This window comes from Flavobacterium sp. RSP49 (assembly GCF_003968735.1).
In the GTDB taxonomy this organism is placed as follows: Bacteria; Bacteroidota; Bacteroidia; order Flavobacteriales; family Flavobacteriaceae; genus Flavobacterium.
On record NZ_RYDN01000001.1, the window covers coordinates 252,213 to 268,914 of the forward strand.

A 16,702-nucleotide genomic window follows, 5' to 3' on the forward strand; every position below is an offset into this window, starting at 1 on the left:
GTAAAAAGATTAAACCTGAGATTCACTTTCTGCAGTTGTTTCAAAAATTTCTAAATCAAAATATTTTATGGAAGCAATGATGTGATCAAATATATCCGACATGATGTATTCATAGTTTTCAAATCGCTTGTCATGTGAAAAGGCATAAACCTCAAGCGGTACACCATGGGAAGTTGATTGTAACTGACGGCAAAGCATCAACATGTCTTTGTTTAATCCTGGATAATTGAACAGGTATTCCGTGATGTATTTTCGAAATAAACCTAAGTTTGTCAAATTTCGCCCATTAATAGCAATGGATTTGTCAATTTTATGTTTAGAATTATAGTCGTCTATTTCTAATTTGCGAGTGCCTATATAATCCGATATTAGATGAATTTTTTTTAAGTCATTTAATTCTGATTCCTCTAAAAACCGAATGCTGCTTGTTTTTATCAGAATGTGTCTTTTGATGCGTCGGCCATCTGAATTCAGCATTCCGCGCCAGTTTTGAAACGAATCTGAACTCAAACTATAGGTTGGAATTGTGGTTGTGGTATTATCGAAATTTCGAACTTTTACCGTTGCCAGATTGATCTCGATGACATCTCCATCGGCACCAAATTTATCCATCGTAATCCAGTCGCCAATTCGAACCATATCGTTTATGGATACTTGAACACTAGATACAAAACCTAAAATGGTATCTCGAAAAATTAATATGATTACCGCTGAAACAGCTCCTAAAATAGTTAAAAGCTCTTTTTTATCAATCTCAAATAATTTTGAAATGATTAATGTAATTCCAATTACCCATAACATAATCATGATTACCTGAATGAAACTGTCAATAGGTTTGTCGCTGTATCTTGGTTTTAGTTTTAAGTAATCACGCAACGCATTGAAAATAGTTCGTATAATCCATAAAATCAGAATGATGATATAGATTCCAACCAATTTCCCGAAAAAGCCTTCCCAATATTCAAATCGTTCTAAAATTATTGGAACAGATTTGTAAATAAACAATAGTGGAATTAAATGTGCAATGTATTTAGCCGTTTTGTTAGTTACCAGCAAATCATCAAATTTGGTTTTGGTTTTTTGGGCAATAACGGCCATAATAGTAACTAAAACAAGTCTAAAAATTGCGTAGATGACATACGCCAATACACACAAAATAATAATGTTCAGCACCAAACTAAAATAAGAAGCCAGACTGTTCCCTAAACCCCATTTCCTGAGTACTAGATATAGAAAAGTGAATATTTTTTCTATTAATTTATACATTTCGCAAGTATTTCTTTTCTATGTAAAAAGTCCCAAAAGGAGGAATTGACGCAATACAAATGATAAAATACTTTTTAAAATTCCACTTTTCACTAAACTTTAAAATTGTTGCCAAGATAATGTAAGCAGTAAATAATACGCCGTGAGCCATTCCAATGTGTTTGACATAAATAGGATCATTAAAAATGTATTTCATTGGCATGGCAAAGAAAAATAACAATAAGGCGGATATACCTTCTACTATTGCTGTAATTTTAAAAATCTTAAGCATTTATTTTTTTTTAAGTGATAATTGACAAAATTAAGGATTATCATTGATTTACCACGCATTGATTCCTAAAGTAAATTACTTTTGTAATCTTAAACTTTGATAATGAGCAAACGCGATTTAAAAAAATATGTAGCCGAATTGAATAAAGAACAACTCGAAGAGCAAATACTCGAATTGTACGACAAATTCAGTTCTGTAAAAGTCTATTATGATTTTGTTTTTAATCCAAAAGAAGAAACGCTTTTGAAGGAATGCAAACTCAAAATTTCCAATGAATATTATCCTCTGAAAAAATCCGGAAGACGCAGTAAACCTAAAATGAGGCGTTCCGTTGCCCAAAAATACATTAAGCACTTTACGCTTTTGGGAGTAGATCCTTTTGTAATTGCGGATGCAATGCTTTACAATATTGAAATAGCACAAACATTCTCATCAGAACAGGATATAAAGCAAGAATTATTTTTCAAAAGCATGTATAATTCCTTTCAGCAAGCCGTGGTTTTCTTGATTGCAAATGGAATACTTGCTGATTTCAAAAAAAGAATTAGTGCCATACATACTGAAACTATTTTGCAAAAATGGTACAATGAACCAGAATTTAATGCCATTTTAGAACGATTAGAATATTAAATCCTCACATAATTCAAATTTATTTAATCATTCCGTTTATTTTTAATAAAAATTGATACTTAAACTGTTTTTTAGGCGTATTTTTGCAAAAACCCAACAATAAGCAATGTCCCAAAACACTTTAGAAATAGAAATAGAAGACAAAAAAGAACTTTATGCGTACCAAAAAGGCGATATAGATGCCATCTTTGAGCGCATTGATAATGCACCGCCACAACACCATTTGTTATACCAATTGCCCACCGGTGGTGGAAAAACAGTGGTTTTTTCTGAAATTGTGCGCCGTTATTTATCGCAACATGATAAAAAAGTAGTTGTTTTGACCCACAGAATTGAGTTGTGTAAGCAAACCTCAAAAATGTTGAAGGGTTTTGATGTGAAAAACAAAATTATCAACAGTAAAGTAAAAGAACTTCCGGATCAAAACGATTATTCCTGTTTTGTAGCCATGGTGGAAACTTTAAAAAACCGAATCAACGATGAAAAACTGCATTTAGATAATGTAGGATTGGTCATCATTGATGAGGCACATTACAATTCCTTTCGCAAATTATTGAGCTCTTTCAAAAATGCTTTTATTTTAGGGGTAACCGCAACACCTTTAAGCTCAAATATCAAATTGCCAATGCATGAAAGCTACGATGAATTAATCGTAGGAGACACCATTAGTTCCTTGATTACAAATGGCTTTTTGGCCAAAGCAGTTACCTATAGCTATGATGTGGGTCTGACCTCCCTGAAAGTAGGGATCAATGGCGATTATACCGTAAAATCATCTGATGATTTGTACACCAATATGGCCATGCAGGAAAAGTTATTGCATGCCTACACGGAGAAATCATTAGGCAAGAAAACCTTGATTTTCAATAACGGAATCAACACCTCCTTATATGTATACGAAACGTTTAGAGAAGCCGGTTATGCCATTCGCCATTTAGATAACACCAGTAATAACGAGGAAAGAAAAGATATTTTACATTGGTTCAAGCATACACCTGATGCCATATTGACATCAGTGGGAATTCTTACTACCGGTTTTGATGAGCCTACCGTAGAGACCATAATCCTGAACAGAGCAACAAAATCGTTGACCTTATATTACCAAATGATCGGTCGTGGTTCCAGAAAATTACCCAACAAAGATATTTTCAATGTGATCGATTTAGGGAATAACGCCGCCCGATTTGGCCTGTGGAGTGAGCCGGTAAACTGGCAGCATATCTTTAAATCTCCGGAGTTTTACCTGGAAAACTTACGAGACGATACAGAAATAGAATTGTATTTTAAATACAGCATGCCACCGGAATTACGTGCTAAATTCAGTAAAACAGAAGTAGTAACCTTTGATGTGGATGAAGAACACAAACTCATTATCAAACAAAATTTACGTTCCAAAGTAGTGCTAGAAAAATCCCTAGAGCAACATGCCGCCATGTGTGTGGATAATTCTGAAACCTTACAAGAAGCAAAAGCGCTGGGAAAAGAACTGGATGATGACATCGATTGCCGCATCAAGCGCTATTCAAAATGTTTGAGCCAGTGCAGTAAAAATTACCGCGAATGGCTAGTAGATGATTACAAATTGAAACTGGTATTATTGACCGGGAAAAAATACCGGGAAAAAATCATGAACGAACCGGATGAAGAGTAATATTTATTTTTCAAGGAGCTAATCCCGCTATTCGTTTCAATCTTTTATTTTTAAAGAAAAAATAAAAGGATTTTCACTGCTATCGGGGCTAAAATTACCGTTACAAAACAACTATTTTTTATAAAATATAAAATTCAAAAAAATGCCAAAACAATTCTCTGATTTAGGAATTTCAGCACCAATAGTAAAAGCGATTACCGAATTGAAAATTGTTGTACCAACAGAAATTCAGCTAAAAACGATTCCGTTACTTTTGTCAAATACAACGGATTTGGTTGGACTTGCTAAAACAGGTACCGGAAAAACAGCTGCTTTTGGATTGCCAATTTTACAATTAATAGATGTAAAATCACCTTTGATACAAGCAGTAATTCTTGCACCAACTCGGGAATTAGGCCAACAGATATATAAAAATTTAGAGTCTTTTGCTACCTTTTTGCCTGAAGTTTCCATTGCAGCAACATGCGGAGGAATTCCAATCAAACCGCAAATAGAACGCCTTGCAACACCTACACATATTGTAGTGGCAACGCCCGGAAGATTAATTGATTTAATTCAGCGCAAAGCCATAAACTTAAAAGAAACCAGATTCCTCGTGCTCGATGAAGCCGATGAAATGGTGACTGTATTAAAAGAAGGCTTAGATGAAATTATTGCTGAATTGCCAGCAGCGCATAAGACTTTTTTATTCTCGGCCACCATGCCCGGAAGCATAAAACAATTGATTCAAAACTATTTGAATAAAAATGTGGTACATGTCAGTGCCAATATGGAAACCGTAGGAAATCAAGGAATTGATCATCAGTATATTGTGGTAAATCCTATTGAAAAACTGGACGTTTTGATGCATTTTCTGAATTCTAAAGAGGGTGAACGCGGTATCATTTTTTGTAAAACAAAAGCAGCAGTCAATAAATTAGCTAAAAACTTGGCAATCAATAGGTTTTCTTCTGGTGCATTACACGGAAGTTTATCACAGGGAATTAGAGACCGAATCATGGAGCAATTCCGCGAAGGACATATCAATATATTAGTCGCAACAGATTTAGCAGCAAGAGGAATTGATGTAAAAGAAATTTCTTATGTAGTCAATTATCATTTGCCTGATGTGTATGAAGCATACGTACATCGTAGCGGTAGAACTGCAAGAGCAGGAGCAAAGGGACTTTCATTGACGGTATTGCAGCCGGAAGAAGTAGTTGAAATTGCTGAATTCGAAAAAGAATTGGGAATACAATTCAAAGAATTCAAAAAACCAACTCTTGCCAGTATTGAAGAAAATAATACGTTGTTATGGGCGAAGCAAATCTTCAAGACAAAACCCAATCATGACATCGCTACAGAATTAAAAGATAAAATAAAAACAGTTTTTCATCATTTGACGAAAGACGAACTAATAGAAAAGGTCCTGGCCAATCACTTGCTTCAAGCAAAAAATGAAGTCCTTTCAAAAACGGAGAAACCAATAAAAAAACAAAAAAGAATGAATTAATTCATTCTTTTTCATAAACTGTTAATGAGCTATTATAATTTCATCACCTGAAGTTGTAATGGTTTTTTTTATGTTTCGTTTTCCGATAATTAAAATAATCAATGCCAGTATTGTTGATGTTGTCATAATCAAAACCATTGGTAACATAGAGCTTTTTACAAAAACACCAACCGCAAAAGAGGCCAAAGCACCTAATCCCAATTGAATCGCACCCATCAAGGCAGACGCGCTTCCTGCATTTCTTGAAAAAGGAGCAAGAGTCAGTCCTGCTGTATTAGGATTAGAGATTCCTAAACACGCCAAGAATAAAAACAGCATGGCGATTGTTTCATACAAACCTAAAAGACCATTGATTGCTAATGTCAGAAATAAAACACTGATTACCGACTGTGTAATTAAGGCCCCAAAAATAATTTGTTCACTGGTAAATTTCCGCAATAAAAAAGAATTAAGCTGACTGGCGCTTATAAAACTCAAAGACATAAAGGCAAAAATCCAGCCATACGTTGTACCATCTACTTTGAAAATATCCATAAATAAAATAGGAGAGGCTGCTACATACGTGAATAAACCAGAAAAAGCGATTGCTCCTGTAAACGCATAGGTGTAAAATTGAGGCACTTTAACAATGCGTATAAAATTAGAAATAATTGGTTTTGGCTTTAATGATATAGAAGTGTCCGGTTTGTAAGTATTAGGCAAAATAATTTGAGCCGCTACAAGAATTACAATTCCCATGCACATCAGTATAAAAAATACAGTATGCCAACCGTAATAAGTAGTAACATAACCGCCTACAGTGGGTGCCAGCATTGGCGAAAGCCCTACAACCAACATCAATAAAGAAAAGACTTTAGGTATCTCTTTTACAGGAAATAAATCCCGAACCATTGACACTGAGGCTACCGTAGCAGCACAGCTCCCAACAGCCTGAATGAATCTCAGCCCTATAAAAGTATCAATATCAGTGACAAATGCGCAGCCCAAAGAGGCTAATATGTAAACCAATAATCCAATAAAGAGCGGTTTTTTTCGGCCAAAACGATCTAATAACGGACCATAAAGCAATTGTCCAGCAGAAATTCCAATAAAATAACTGGATAATGTCATGGACACATTGGCAACAGAAGTATTCAAATCTTTAGCAATTCCGGCAAAACCAGGTAAATACATATCAATTGAAAATGGGCCAAGTGCGGTAAGAGAACCTAAAATGAGGATTAATTTAATGTATTTTTTTTTGTTCATTTCGGTATTATTCATTTAAGTCGCAATTTTTAATTTTTTGCAAAGGTAAATAATTAAGATGCGAATCAAACCACTTTCCACACTAATGTGATTTATGATAATGGACAAAGAGCTGCTAAATAAAATAAATTTAGCACCGTCATTGACCAGTAATGTGATAAAAGCAGAGTCAATACAATTTCTATAATTATACTTTAAAAACCAGCAATACTCCTGATAGAAATAATAGTCCTAAAATGATTCTTTTTATAAGCGCTTCATTAAGTTTTAAATAGACTTTTTTGCCCAGAAATAAAGCAAGAATAAGAAAAGGCACAACATAGAGGGAATTGTAAATTTGGTTCATAGTAATCACGCCACCTAAAACCAAAACAGGCATTCGCATCAGCGTAACCAGGCCTAAAGTACCAAACATGGTAGCCCTAAATGTCTTTATATCGTTAGTTTCATTCTGAACAATTATTACATATAAAGGACCTCCGGTAGAAAATAAACCAGAGAAGAAACCTCCTAGAAAACCCAAAAAGTGTTTCGTTTTTTTTAAAATCACTACTTTTTTTTTGACACGAAGACTATTTAATACAAATAGGATAATAAAAACACCCAACGCCTGCTTTAAGATCAGAGGTTTTCCATAAACTAGAACCACTATTCCGGTAAGCACTCCAAAAAAGGAAGAAAAAGCAATTTTTTTTAATAAGCTTTTGTCTATATGTTCCCACTCTTTATACATATAAATAGGAGAGGAGACCAGATAAAAAATAGAAAGATACGAAACTGCTTCAGATAAAGGCATAACTAACAACAAGAAAGGTAAAGCTATTAAAGCACCGCCGAAACCGATCATAGTTTGAATAAAAAATCCTGTAAAAATTCCAATTGTAAGCAGTAATAAAGTGTTATCCATGGTTCAAAAGTACTATTAGCACTATAAATATCTAAATTTAATCCATCAATAAACAAGTGATTTTCCGTTAAAAAGTTGTAATTTTAAGCGTTTAAAACTTTTTTAATGGTTGATACTCTAGATTTAAAAATAATAAAGCAATTAGAAATAAACTCAAGAGCTTCCTATGTAGAAATTGGGAAACAAATTGGACTTTCACCTTCTTCCGTAAGAGAACGCATTCAAAAACTGGAGGATGCTGCTATTATACAAGGATATAAACTTCAGCTGAACAACCAAAAACTGGGATTTGGATTAGAGGTTTTTATTCTGTTCAAGCTATTTAGTGGAAAACTACAGCTGTTTTGTAATCAGCTGAAAGATTTTCCAGAGATAAATGAGGTTTTTAGAATTACTGGACCCCAAAACATTATTATGAAAGTCGTTCTAGTTGATCAAATGCACCTACAACAATTTATTGATCGGCTTTTAGTTTATGGAGAGCCTACAACGCACTTGATTTTATCTGATTTAAAAAAATAATATAGGATCGTCTGTTTCTTAAATCAAAAAAATTTACAGCGTCGTCTTTTAAAACAAAAATCATAAAAAAACCGGACCGCTTCAGTTGAAAAATTTCAATTAAAGCGGTCCAGTTTTAAGAAAGTAGCTAACTAATATTATTCCGTTACAACTATATCTTTAATTTCTACTACTTGCAGATCAAAAGTGAGATCTTTTCCTGCCAAAGGATGATTTCCATCTAAAACGATGCTTTCCTCTTTTACTTCAGCTACCAGTAAATTCATTTCCTTACCATCCGACGATTTGGAAACAAGTCCCATTCCAACTTCCGGAATGATATCTTTAGGAAGATCCGTTTTTGGCACCTCTTTGATTAGATCATTCCTAACAGCACCATAGGCTTCATCAGCAACAATTGTAATGGTTTTTTTTTCATTTAATTTCATGTCAATTAAGCCTTTTTCAAACCCTGAAATCAAACGCCCTTGTCCTAAAGTAAATTCTATCGGTTCCTTACCTTCTGAACTATCAAAAACCTGACCGTCAGATAATTTTCCAGTGTAGTGTACTTTAACCGTGTTATTCTCTTTAACTTGACTCATACTTTTATTTTTAATTTTAAAAAATTCTTTGCATAATTTTTACGCAGTAAATAGTTTAGTTTAAATCTATATTTAAGGAAGTCTCCAAAACCAAGCCAAAGCATCGTAAAAATAAAAAAATATTTTAAAACTATTAAATTGAGCTATATTTAGATTTAAACAGCATAAATTTGAATTAAATAATGTGATTTAAGCTTTAGATATGTATTTCTCTGAAATTTGAAATTGCGTTAGCTAATAGCAAAATTATTTATAGCAAGAGACTGTAAAATGAATATCCTTCATATTAAATAATTTATGGAAGGATTGAAATCGTTTAATGTAAATAAACATTGTGAGTTTTTTGATCCAAATAAGAGGAGTCTTTTTGCGCTATAATTTATATTATGTAAAATAGATTATTTAAATTACGGTAAAAATAGTCTGTTTTAGAAATAATAAAGCATTACCGTTAGGTAATGCTTTATTATTACCACTTCTCTGCTCCTAGTAATTTTTTTCCCAAGTCGCTAAGCGCTGCCGTCTTATATTTGGTTTGTTCCCATTTACGGGGATCTCCAGGAAAGGCATATCCTTCAGGTGCAATTCTGTCTTTCCAGGAAATCACTCTCCATTGTCGCAATTCTTCATTTTCTTCTTCCGATGGCATCATAGAAATATATTGTGCCATTCTCACTTTATCTTTTGTAATATTAGGGCGAATGCCATGCGGTTGTAAACTGTTAAAAATCAATAAATCTCCCGCTTCCATTTTTACTTTAACAAATTTGCCTTCAAATTCGGAGGTATCCGGTTGAAATCGATTCCTGTCTTCCGGTTGTGTCAGTTTCCAAGTATCATAATTTCGGTATAAATCAGGAATACATTGAAATCCTCCCATATTTTCATCCATTTGGTCTGCCAAAGCGAGAACTCCTTGTACGTTTTGAGGTTTTGTTTCAGGATCATAATCCCAATGTATGAATCCTTTGAAATCAAAATCCGGACGGACTGGTAAATTTAGATTTGCTCGGTCAATGGTTACCCATAATTTTTCCGTTCCCCAAATATCTACAAATGCATCGTATACTTTTTTCATTTGTCGATTATCCCATTGGTATTGATGATTGTACACTTCAACCATTCCGCTATTGGTAAGTTCTTTCATTTGCATTTCGGCTCTTGGTGGCGCATACCAAGTTTCTGGATCGTTTTGATTTTTCTCTTCAAATTCCCACAGGAAATCGGCCATTTTTTTAGCGTTTTCTTTCGGAACAGCATTTTTTATTACAATATATCCGTTTTCAATCCAAAACTTCCAATCGGCTTCAGTAAGCAAACGCAGCGGTTTACCATTAGAGCGATCATTTAATTTTGTTGTGCTGGATTTTGCTGTCGATGGATTCCCCGGAATATCTTTGTGGGCATTGTTATGTGCCATTGTGGGAACCATTGTTGGTACCTTTGATTGCTTATTTTTTTCCATAATTATCTATTTCGTGTTATTACTATCCCAAAATTAGAAAAAGTGAACCTTAATTACTTTCACAAAATGTACTGCTATTTGTACAATATTGATTTATTTTAGTAACTTTAGACAAGTATATGTATTATATTGAACAATTATAGCAGTAACGAGGTATGAAAATAGTTTTTGAGGATATAAAAAGATTAGCCGGTAGTTCTTTTAGAATATTGGTCAATCCAAAATTGAATAATTTTTATTATTGGCATTTTCATCCTGAATTTGAATTGACTTTCATTGTAGCACCAAATGGAACACGACGCGTAGGTGACCATATTGGGGATTTTGAAGGAAGTGATTTGGTTTTTATAGGTTCTAATATTCCGCATTTGAATTTTGATTATGGAATTAAAACCGAATATGAAAAAGTAGTTTTACAGATAAAAGAAGATTTTTTCAAAAATGACTTTATCACCACTCCTGAACTAGCCAGCATTAATCAATTATTTGAGAACTCTAAAAAGGTGGTTTGTTTTCATGGGGCTCTAAAAGATGAAGTTGGCAAAAGGCTTCAAAAAATTCATCTTTTATCACATTTTGAACAATTTATAGAAGTGCTATCCATATTTCAGATTTTAGCAACAGCAAATGAAAGAACACTGTTACATGATAAACCATTTGAAAATCTGTACAATAACAAAGAACAAGTGCGATTAAAAGTAGTACATAAATTTATCGAAGAAAACTATCAAAGGACCGTTTCTATTGAAGAAATCTCCCTTTTGACTCACTTATCCAAAGCCGCTTTTTGTCGTTATTTTAAAAAAATGACACGATTGACTTTTACTGAATTTTTAAATCAGTATCGAATAGAACAAGCTAAAATACTTTTAAAAACTGATAAAAATGTAACAGAAACGTGCTTTGAGTGTGGTTTTGAAAGTCTGTCATATTTTAATAGAATTTTCAAAAAAGTAGTGGGTGAAAATCCAATACAGTTTAAGAAAAGATAAAAAAAAGTATGTTTCCTAAATTTCAGAAACATACCTTTTATAATTTATTCCGTAATATTAAAACTGGCTACATAAAAGTTTTTATCTATTTCCAATTTTGAATTTTCAGTATTTACAGAAACACGTTGCCATTCTGTCTCTGGTTGTAGCAATTCTTCATTGCCATTCAGTGTTACTTTAACAGGCATGTTAAAACCTGACACACAATTTGTCCAGCGATATCCTAATTGATTATCTTTGAAAAAATATTCTACTGTAGGAATTCTGGTATCTCTTAAATACTGATTAAAAAAGGTAGCTAAATCGATTCCAACTTGCTGACTTAAATAATCTTCAATTTGTTTAGTCGATACCGTTTGATGGTAAAAAGTACTGTTCAAACCTCTTAATATTTTTCTCCATTTTTCATCATCATTTACAATTTGGCGTAAAGTATGTAGCATATTCCCTCCTTTTGGATACATATCACCAGATCCTTCTTTGTTTACACCATAGTTTCCTATAATCGGCTTATCATTGTTTATTCCCTTTCTGGTCCCTCGGATATATTCAAATCCAGCTTCTTTCCCATAATAATATTCTACAAAAAGGCTTTCAGAATAGTTTGTAAAACTCTCATGAATCCACATATCAGCAATATCTTTGTACGTAATATTATTGGCGAACCATTCATGTCCGGATTCATGGATAATGATAAAATCAAATTTTAATCCCCAACCCGTTCCGCTTAAATCCCTTCCTAAATAACCATTTTGAAATTTATTTCCGTAGGTCACTGAACTTTGATGTTCCATTCCTAAATACGGAGCTTCAACTAACTTGTAACTGTCTTCATAAAAAGGATATGGTCCAAACCAGTGCTCAAAAGCTTTCAACATCTTTGGAACATCCTGAAATTGTTTTTTGGCTTTCGCCAAATTGTCTCTCAAAACATAATAGGTACAGTCTAAATCGCCTTTTTCTCCCTTATATTTTTCTGAAAACGAAACATAATCTCCTATATTTATGTTTACACCATAATTATTGATAGGATTTGAGACATACCAATTATAGGTTTTGGTTCCGTCCTTTAATTGCTTAACACTGATCAGACGACCGTTAGATACATTTGTCAAATTTTCAGGAACATTTACACTGATCAGCATATTTTCCACTTCGTCATACATGTGATCTTTGTTTGGCCACCAAACACTCGCACCCAATCCCTGACAAGAAGAAGCAATAAAAGAATTCCCATTAGCATCTTTTTTCCAAGTAATTCCTCCATCCCATGGCGGATTTACAGCAACTTTAGGCTTGCCTCCGTAAAAAACAGTCAACTTTTTTATGGCTCCTTTTGTTTGAGATGCAATCAATTCAATAAAAAATGCATTTCCTTCTCTTCTATATTTTAAAGCTACTCCATCCTGAATGACTTTATAAATTTCCATAGGATTTTGCAAATCAATTTGCATACTATTGTATTCCTGAACAACTTGATATTTTATTGTATTGGAACCTGAAATAGTACTGTCCGCAGGATTTACTTTAATATCAAGATGGTACTGTTTTACATCCCACCACGCTCTTTCTTTGGTGATGCTGCCGCGCAAAGTATCTTGTCTGGTAAATATTTCCTCTTTTTTTTCCAAAAGTCCTTGTGCATTTACACCATTAAAAAAAAGGAAAGAGATCAAAATAAGACTGAATTGTTTTTGCATGGTGAATTTACTTTAGACAAAAATAAACTTTAAAACTCTATAATTAAACTTCCTGGAATTTATTTTCCAGGATAGATTTGGACATATTCTTGCAACAGCGTATTTTCTTTTCCACGAATTTCCATGATCACCTTATTGTTTTCAAAATCAAACTTCAGCAACCCAAAATTAATATCTTTGATCACTTCTCCTTTTACATAAGGATTTTCTTCGCCAGAAAAAGAAGCATAGGTATGGGTTAGTCCACTCGAAGTAAAATCGACTAAAGGATACGACAATCCGCGAATTTTTTTGGAAGAAAAAGTAGCAATATGGCGGTCACCAGAAATTATAAAGGTACCTTTTGCTTTCGTTGAAACAATCAATTGCTCTAGTTTTTCAATTTCATGGGGAAAATTTCCCCAAGCTTCAAAACCATGTTTATTTGATAAAAATTGAATGCTGCTGACAATAACATTAAACTGTGCCTCAGAAGTTTGAAGTTCATTTTCCAACCATTTCCATTGTGCATTTCCTAACACCGTTCCTTCACCTGCTGTATTAGGTTGAAAACGTTTTTTTAAATCGGTGGCTTTAGTCAGTGCCGTTCTAAAAAAGCGAGAATCCAATACAATGACTTTTATTTTATTTCCATTTACCTCAATAGTTTTAGCAGTATAAACTCCGTCTCTTTTTCGCTCAGAAGCGTTCTTTGAAGTGCCTAAAAAATCCAATAATAACTGTTGGCTTTTTCTTTTAAAGGGATATTCTTCCCCAGCGTCATTTGCTCCATAATCATGATCATCCCAAGTTCCTAAAACTATTTTATCTTTAATAAAAGTTAGATAATCCGCGTCTTGTTTTTGAATTTCATAATTATTTTTAAGAAACTGCATATCTTCTGTATCGGAGTACACATTATCTCCTCCCCAAATCCAAACGGAAGGATGATTTTTGTCTATCGCTGGCCAAAGTTCATTTTTAATCTTTTGATTGTCGCAGGAACCAAAAGCAATCGTAAAGTAAGTGTTTTGAGTAGGTTTATTAGTTTCAAGTACCTGTTGTGTATTCTGAATTTTACAACTAATAAGGGCAAAAAAACTAAAAATAAAAAGTATTTTTTTCATGTGAAGGTATTATAAAATCTATTTAATTTAAAAAAATTTGTTGCTAAGGTATACTAATATGCTCAATTGAACTTTAAGTAAAGATTAATAAAAAAGCGACTATTCAATTAAAAGAGTCGCTTTTTTATTAGATTAAAACACAAAAATTAATGCAGGTGGGTTACTTTGCTTTGTTCTACTACAGCAGTAAAATCATTGGCTAAACGTTTGCCATACTCCTCTAGCAATTCTAAAATTCTTTCTTGATTATCTGATTTGACAATAAGTCCTGCATGATATTCTAAGGGTATTCTAAAGCAAACTTCCGGATCTGAAAACGAAGATAAATTAGGATGCTGGAATTTTGTTAAAGTCAAAACGATTCCGGCATATCCTTTTTTTACTTTTGGTAAACTGTACTTCGTTCCTTTGACCAAAGCGTCTTCAATTGCCGCCCACTCTTTCCATAAATTAATATTCGAAGCTTCAGCAACCATTTCGGCCAAATGCGCTCCTCCTACTCGTGAAGAAGTTTCCAAGAAATAAATCTGTCCATCTTCATTACTTTTGATGAACTCTGTATGAGCGGCTCCATGTTTCAACCCAAAACCTTTCATCACTTGTTCATTTAATTTTTTTATCGCAATATCATCCTCTGATTTGTATTTACTATTTGCCGAACGGAAAACGCCGCCACCTTGAGATATTTCCATTGGTGTAGCTAAATATCTAGAAGTCAAACTGAAGATTACTTTGCTATCCGAAATCAAACTGTCACAATGATACACATCACCAGGTTTGAATTGTTCCAATAGATATTTGAATCTGTTATTCCCCATTTCATTAATATGGATCCACAAACGCTCTTTGTCCTCTATTTTTATAATTCCTGTTGCAGAAGCTTCTGAACGTGGTTTCAAAACCCATGGAGCAGGAATAGCATCTGCAAAAGTATTGATGTCATGGTCATTAAACAAAGAACAAAAAGCAGGAATAGAAATTCCACAACTTTTGGCTCTCATTCGCATCGCTAATTTATCTCTAAAATAACGTCCCGTAGTTTGCCCCATCCCATCAATACGGAGGTTTTCCCTTAGATACGTGGCTTTTTCTACATCATAATCGTCTAACGCAACAATGGCATCTACTTTAGTAGCTTTCATAAAATTACCAACACCTAATAACAGATGTTCTAAATTCCAATCGACATCTTGGCCTTCCATATAAAAAATTTCATCAATATGTTGGTGTGGCCATGGCTTGTCTCTGAGTTTTTCGCTTGTCACTAAATAGACTTTGTTGCCTAATTTTTTTAAATTAATTAAAAAATCGGCACCTTTGAAATAATTTGAAATACAAAGAAAGGTTTTAGCGTTTTCCATAGGTTATAAATTTTCTATGAATTTAGTTAATAAATGAACACCATACGCTGTTGCATGCTTACTATTAGCAAATTCATCATCACCAAATGCCACTCCAGCTACATCAAGGTGCGCCCAAGCGTTGTGTTCTTGGGTGAAATATTCTAAAAATTTGGCGGCACTTATGGCTCCGGCAACTGGTTTTCCACTATAATTTTTCACATCGGCAATATCACTTTCTATGTCTGATTTGTAAACATCCCAAAGCGGTAAAGGCCACAAACGCTCTCCTATTGCATCTCCGTTTTCTTGCAATTTCTTAGCCATTTCTGCATTGTTGGTAAACAAAGCACCACATTCATACCCAAAAGTACCCACGCTGCTTCCAGTAAGTGTGGCGATATCCACAATATATTCCGGTTTGAAATTTTTAATCAAATACGATAATCCATCGGCTAAAATGAGTCTGCCTTCTGCATCAGTATCAATTATTTCTATTGAATGTCCACTGTAACTGTGAATTACATCACTAGGTAAAAAGGACTTGCTGTCAACCGAGTTTTCGGCACAAGGAACAATAGCAGTTACTTTGACTGGCAATTGTAAATCGGCTATAAGTTGCATCGCCCCAAATACTGCCGCACCACCAGCCATATCACACTTCATGTGGACCATTCCTGCCGTTTTTATATTTAATCCACCAGTATCAAAGGTGATTCCTTTCCCCACCAATCCAACATGTTTTAAGTGTTTTACTTCAACAACAGGAGTATACTTCATAATGATAAATTGAGGTTCATTCTCGCTTCCTTTTCCTACGGCTAAAAAAGCGCCAAGACCTGCAATTTTAGAAGCTTCATAACCCAGGACTTCCACATCAAATCCATAGTGATCCCCGGTTTCTTTAGCCCAATTCGACAAGTATTTTGGATTGATCGTGTTGGGTGGTAAATCGACTAAATTATAGGTTGCTAGTTGTGCTTTGGCAATTTTAATTCCTTTTTTGGCTGTAGCCAAATGCTCTTTTTCAGATAATAAACTCAAGCTAAAATCTGGTTGTAAAAAAGGATGTACGCTTTTCTCCGATTTAAAATGACCTAAATCATACGTTCCCAAAAACAATCCTGAAATCATAGCTTCAACCTGATCCTCAGTAAATTGTTCTGGTATAACTAAAGCTACACTCAAACTTAAATTTTCTTTTTGTTTCGATGAAATACGGCGAAAAATAGTTTTTAACGATTTATAATCTATCGTTTTTCCCAAGCCAATAAAAACATACGTATTATCATTTTTTTCGGCCAAATAGTGTGTGTCTTTTTTACCAAAAAAAACTTTGGAAGCAATTTCCAATCCATTAAATGTAATGGGAACAATACTTTTTGAATAGGTTTCAAAAACCGGAATTAAAATTGTACCTGAAAAATCATCTGAATTTGTTATTGTACTTGTTCTCATTTATTCTTTTTTTATGGCTGTTGTTATTGGATGAAATTCAACATTAATGTCGTTTTTTTAGCTATACTCT

Annotated in this window: 15 protein-coding genes; 5 read left to right on the top strand and 10 right to left on the bottom strand. The window is 33.8% G+C overall.

Annotated elements, in window-relative coordinates; translation table 11 throughout:
- Window positions 1-9: 9 nt before the first annotated feature.
- Both EKM02_RS01090 and EKM02_RS01095 read right to left on the bottom strand, forming a co-directional pair.
- Window positions 10-1,266: a mechanosensitive ion channel family protein gene (locus EKM02_RS01090; RefSeq protein WP_126451632.1), complete on the bottom strand. Its 1,257-nt coding sequence runs from the start codon at window positions 1,264-1,266 to the stop codon at window positions 10-12.
- Window positions 1,259-1,537, bottom strand: coding sequence for a DUF3817 domain-containing protein (locus tag EKM02_RS01095; RefSeq protein ID WP_126451633.1), 279 nt, complete (start codon window positions 1,535-1,537; stop codon window positions 1,259-1,261). The genes EKM02_RS01090 and EKM02_RS01095 overlap by 8 nt, the downstream gene beginning before the upstream one ends.
- Window positions 1,538-1,639: 102 nt before the next feature.
- On the opposite strand from EKM02_RS01095, the gene EKM02_RS01100 reads away from it, so the two are divergent.
- The 3 genes from EKM02_RS01100 to EKM02_RS01110 all read left to right on the top strand — a co-directional run bounded on the left by EKM02_RS01100 (window position 1,640) and on the right by EKM02_RS01110 (window position 5,310).
- Window positions 1,640-2,167 (top strand): DUF6155 family protein, encoded by a 528-nt coding sequence (locus EKM02_RS01100; RefSeq protein ID WP_126451634.1) that lies wholly within the window; start codon window positions 1,640-1,642, stop codon window positions 2,165-2,167.
- Between the two features lie 106 nt (window positions 2,168-2,273).
- Window positions 2,274-3,818 (top strand): DEAD/DEAH box helicase, encoded by a 1,545-nt coding sequence (locus EKM02_RS01105; RefSeq protein WP_126451635.1) that lies wholly within the window; start codon window positions 2,274-2,276, stop codon window positions 3,816-3,818.
- Window positions 3,819-3,960: 142 nt separating this feature from the next.
- Window positions 3,961-5,310, top strand: coding sequence for a DEAD/DEAH box helicase (locus EKM02_RS01110; protein WP_126451636.1), 1,350 nt, complete (start codon window positions 3,961-3,963; stop codon window positions 5,308-5,310).
- Window positions 5,311-5,331: 21 nt separating this feature from the next.
- On the opposite strand, the gene EKM02_RS01115 is transcribed toward EKM02_RS01110, so the two are convergent.
- Both EKM02_RS01115 and EKM02_RS01120 read right to left on the bottom strand, forming a co-directional pair.
- Window positions 5,332-6,558: a multidrug effflux MFS transporter gene (locus EKM02_RS01115; RefSeq protein WP_126451729.1), complete on the bottom strand. Its 1,227-nt coding sequence runs from the start codon at window positions 6,556-6,558 to the stop codon at window positions 5,332-5,334.
- A gap of 187 nt (window positions 6,559-6,745) precedes the next feature.
- The gene (locus tag EKM02_RS01120; RefSeq protein ID WP_199878451.1) at window positions 6,746-7,465 is read right to left on the bottom strand and encodes a sulfite exporter TauE/SafE family protein; all 720 of its coding nucleotides are present in this window, start codon (window positions 7,463-7,465) and stop codon (window positions 6,746-6,748) included.
- Between the two features lie 105 nt (window positions 7,466-7,570).
- Between EKM02_RS01120 and EKM02_RS01125 the strand changes: the two genes are divergently transcribed.
- Window positions 7,571-7,987, top strand: a complete 417-nt coding sequence (locus EKM02_RS01125; protein WP_126451637.1) for an Lrp/AsnC family transcriptional regulator — start codon at window positions 7,571-7,573, stop codon at window positions 7,985-7,987.
- Window positions 7,988-8,124: 137 nt separating this feature from the next.
- Here EKM02_RS01125 and EKM02_RS01130 read toward each other — a convergent pair whose 3' ends face one another.
- Window positions 8,125-8,571, bottom strand: a complete 447-nt coding sequence (locus EKM02_RS01130) for a peptidylprolyl isomerase (protein WP_126451638.1) — start codon at window positions 8,569-8,571, stop codon at window positions 8,125-8,127.
- Between the two features lie 469 nt (window positions 8,572-9,040).
- Window positions 9,041-10,036, bottom strand: a complete 996-nt coding sequence (locus EKM02_RS01135; protein WP_126451639.1) for a phytanoyl-CoA dioxygenase family protein — start codon at window positions 10,034-10,036, stop codon at window positions 9,041-9,043.
- A 155-nt stretch (window positions 10,037-10,191) separates the two neighbouring features.
- Between EKM02_RS01135 and EKM02_RS01140 the strand changes: the two genes are divergently transcribed.
- A complete protein-coding gene (locus EKM02_RS01140; protein ID WP_126451640.1) occupies window positions 10,192-11,028 on the top strand; it encodes an AraC family transcriptional regulator in 837 nt (278 codons plus the stop codon).
- Between the two features lie 44 nt (window positions 11,029-11,072).
- Here the strand turns inward: EKM02_RS01140 and EKM02_RS01145 are convergent, their stop codons facing one another.
- The 4 genes from EKM02_RS01145 to EKM02_RS01160 form a co-directional block, all read right to left on the bottom strand.
- A complete protein-coding gene (locus EKM02_RS01145) occupies window positions 11,073-12,728 on the bottom strand; it encodes a M1 family metallopeptidase (RefSeq protein WP_126451641.1) in 1,656 nt (551 codons plus the stop codon).
- Window positions 12,729-12,787: 59 nt separating this feature from the next.
- Window positions 12,788-13,834, bottom strand: a complete 1,047-nt coding sequence (locus EKM02_RS01150; RefSeq protein WP_126451642.1) for an alkaline phosphatase D family protein — start codon at window positions 13,832-13,834, stop codon at window positions 12,788-12,790.
- A 146-nt stretch (window positions 13,835-13,980) separates the two neighbouring features.
- Window positions 13,981-15,195, bottom strand: a complete 1,215-nt coding sequence (locus EKM02_RS01155; RefSeq protein WP_126451643.1) for an acetyl-CoA carboxylase biotin carboxylase subunit family protein — start codon at window positions 15,193-15,195, stop codon at window positions 13,981-13,983.
- A gap of 3 nt (window positions 15,196-15,198) precedes the next feature.
- On the bottom strand, window positions 15,199-16,632 hold the full coding sequence (locus tag EKM02_RS01160) for a leucyl aminopeptidase family protein (protein WP_126451644.1): 1,434 nt from the start codon (window positions 16,630-16,632) through the stop codon (window positions 15,199-15,201).
- Between the last annotated feature and the right edge of the window lie 70 nt (window positions 16,633-16,702).